Here is a 2439-nt window from a genome sequence, read left to right as displayed (position 1 = left end):
ACCGGGTTCCGAGCAAGTAAAAGCGCAAGCCGAAGCTGAAGGGCTCGATGTCATCTTTAAAGAAGCTGGCTTTGAATGGCGCTTACCTGGTTGCTCTATGTGTCTAGCCATGAACAATGACCGCTTAGGGCCAGGAGAGCGTTGCGCCTCCACATCAAACCGAAATTTTGAAGGTCGACAAGGCCGTGGGGGTCGTACCCATCTAGTCAGCCCTGCCATGGCCGCCGCTGCCGCCATTGCTGGCCACTTTGTTGATATTCGTGAGTTAAACTAAGGAGACACCACATGTCAGGATTTAAACAACATACCGGCTTGGTTGTGCCTCTCGATGCAGCGAATGTCGACACTGATGCAATCATTCCTAAGCAGTTCCTACAAAAGGTGTCGCGCTTAGGGTTTGGCAAGCATCTCTTTCATGATTGGCGCTTTCTAGATGATGCCGGTGAACAGCCTAACCCAGATTTCGTCCTCAACGCTCCGCGTTATAAAGGGGCCTCAATCCTGCTCGCACGCGAGAACTTTGGTTGTGGTTCATCACGTGAACATGCTCCTTGGGCGTTAGCCGACTACGGTATCAAAGCCATGATCGCGCCGAGCTTTGCCGATATTTTTTACGGCAACTCGATCAACAACCAAATGGTCCCTGTGCGCTTAGCAGAACAAGAAGTCGACGAGATTTTTCAATTTGTTGAGGCCACTGAAGGCGCGGAAGTGGAAGTGGACTTAGAAGCGATGAAAGTGCGTGCTAACGGCAAAGAGTACAGTTTCGAGATCGATGAGTTCCGTCGTCACTGCTTGCTCAATGGACTCGACAACATCGGTTTGACCTTACAACACGAAGAGAAGATCGCCGCTTTTGAGGCGAATATCCCCGAGTTCTTGCGTTAATCTCGCACTCACCATAAAGCTGGCAACCTGCCAGCTTTTTTTTGACCACTCTGAAGATGAAATATATCAGGCACTCGGCGGGTCTCAATCATTATGTACGATTTGTCAGATCAGATTTGTAAAGGTATAAGATGAAAACATCGCTCGCTGCACTTCTTCTGCTCGTCCCTATCTCCGCGTTGGCTGCACCCGAATCAAAACTTTGGGCATATTGGAACACAAGCAACCCGGAACACGCAGATTCAATCTCTCATCAAGCATGGCAAGAGCTCCTTGATAAATATCTGGTTGTGCAAGGCGAAGACCATCTGTTGCGTTATGGCGCGTTTGAGCCTCAAGATACACTCAAACTCAATCGATATATCGAGTCATTGGAGACGCTCGACCCTCGTCAATTACGCCAGAACCAGCAATATGCCTATTGGGTAAACCTGTACAATGCCGTCACCGTTAAACTCATCATCGACCACTACCCCGTATCATCCATAACGAAACTCGGTGGGCTATTTAGCTTTGGCCCTTGGGATCAAGATGTCCTGACGATCAATGGCCAAGAGCTCACTCTCAACGATATCGAGCACCGCATTTTACGCCCAATCTGGCAGGATCCTCGTACTCACTACGCCGTCAATTGCGCCAGTCTTGGCTGTCCAAACTTGCAGGCTTCTGCGTTCACCGCAGAGAATACTGAAGCGCTGCTAGAACAAGCCGCAGAGGCATTTATCAATAGTCGTAAAGGAGCAGAGATACAAGGTGAGACACTCACGCTCTCCTCAATTTATGATTGGTTTGCCGCTGACTTTGGCGACAAAGAAGCGCTGTTTGATCACCTAACCCACTACCGCCCGGAACTGGCCGAGTTTTCAGGCAAAATACGCTACGATTACGATTGGCAACTGAACGAACGAAAAGAGTAGTCGAGAACAACAAGAGTAAAAACGAGAAACGCCCAGCTGATTAGCTGGGCGTTTGAGTGTTCAAGCCTGGCGATGTCCTACTCTCACGTGGGCGGTGCGGCGATCCGCAAACCACACTCTACGTTTTTAAGAGAATTACAACGAAAAACGCCCAGCTGAATTAGCTGGGCGTTTGAGTATTTAAGCCTGGCGATGTCCTACTCTCACATGGGGAAGCCCCACACTACCATCGGCGCTAATTCGTTTCACTTCTGAGTTCGGCATGGAATCAGGTGGGTCCAAATCGCTATGGTCGCCAAGCAAATTTTGTTGTCTACTCACCATGATGAGTGAGCCGAATAACTGGTGCTGATACCCAGACTCGAACTGGGGACCTCATCCTTACCAAGGATGCGCTCTACCACCTGAGCTATATCAGCACACAAAATCTTGTGTCGGTGGACTAAAAAAACCCGTCTAACAACGGGCTCTCTTTATTTTTAGATACCTTGTTCTAAAAATCAGAGGTCTTACCTTTGTCTTCACTTTATATAAAAAGTGAAAAGAAATTGGAAGCCTGGCGATGTCCTACTCTCACATGGGGAAGCCCCACACTACCATCGGCGCTAATTCGTTTCACTTCTGAGTTCGGCAT

Annotated in this window: 3 protein-coding genes, 1 tRNA gene and 2 rRNA genes; 3 read left to right on the top strand and 3 right to left on the bottom strand. The window is 48.8% G+C overall.

Translation table 11 applies throughout. From position 1 onward, the window contains the following. From AC6R0L_RS16605 to AC6R0L_RS16595, 3 genes are all read left to right on the top strand, one after another. The coding region (locus AC6R0L_RS16605; RefSeq protein ID WP_500629835.1) for an aconitase family protein at nt 1-274 on the top strand (274 nt) is incomplete at its 5' end. 11 nt (nt 275-285) lie between these two features. Next, nucleotides 286-888 (top strand): 3-isopropylmalate dehydratase small subunit, encoded by a 603-nt coding sequence (gene leuD / locus AC6R0L_RS16600; protein ID WP_334554132.1) that lies wholly within the window; start codon nt 286-288, stop codon nt 886-888. A 131-nt stretch (nt 889-1019) separates the two neighbouring features. After that, on the top strand, nt 1020-1805 hold the full coding sequence (locus tag AC6R0L_RS16595) for a DUF547 domain-containing protein (RefSeq protein ID WP_500629834.1): 786 nt from the start codon (nt 1020-1022) through the stop codon (nt 1803-1805). Between the two features lie 184 nt (nt 1806-1989). Here AC6R0L_RS16595 and rrf (AC6R0L_RS16590) read toward each other — a convergent pair. The 3 genes from rrf (AC6R0L_RS16590) to rrf (AC6R0L_RS16580) form a co-directional block, all read right to left on the bottom strand. Then, nucleotides 1990-2105: ribosomal RNA gene (gene rrf, locus AC6R0L_RS16590) — 5S ribosomal RNA — on the bottom strand. A gap of 43 nt (nt 2106-2148) precedes the next feature. Further along, nucleotides 2149-2224 (bottom strand) — tRNA-Thr (locus AC6R0L_RS16585). Between the two features lie 135 nt (nt 2225-2359). Continuing rightward, a 5S ribosomal RNA gene (rrf, locus tag AC6R0L_RS16580) occupies nt 2360-2439 on the bottom strand; the annotation flags it as partial.

The organism is Vibrio sp. R15-SG3-ISO1A, from assembly GCF_059833955.1.
This window is presented reverse-complemented; position numbering and strand designations above follow the sequence as displayed.

Excerpts from the sequence above, each read along its gene's own strand:
- leuD (WP_334554132.1), top strand. The coding sequence starts at position 286 with ATGTCAGGATTTAAACAACATACCGGCTTGGTTGTGCCTCTCGATGCA.
- AC6R0L_RS16595 (WP_500629834.1), top strand. The coding sequence starts at position 1,020 with ATGAAAACATCGCTCGCTGCACTTCTTCTGCTCGTCCCTATCTCCGCG.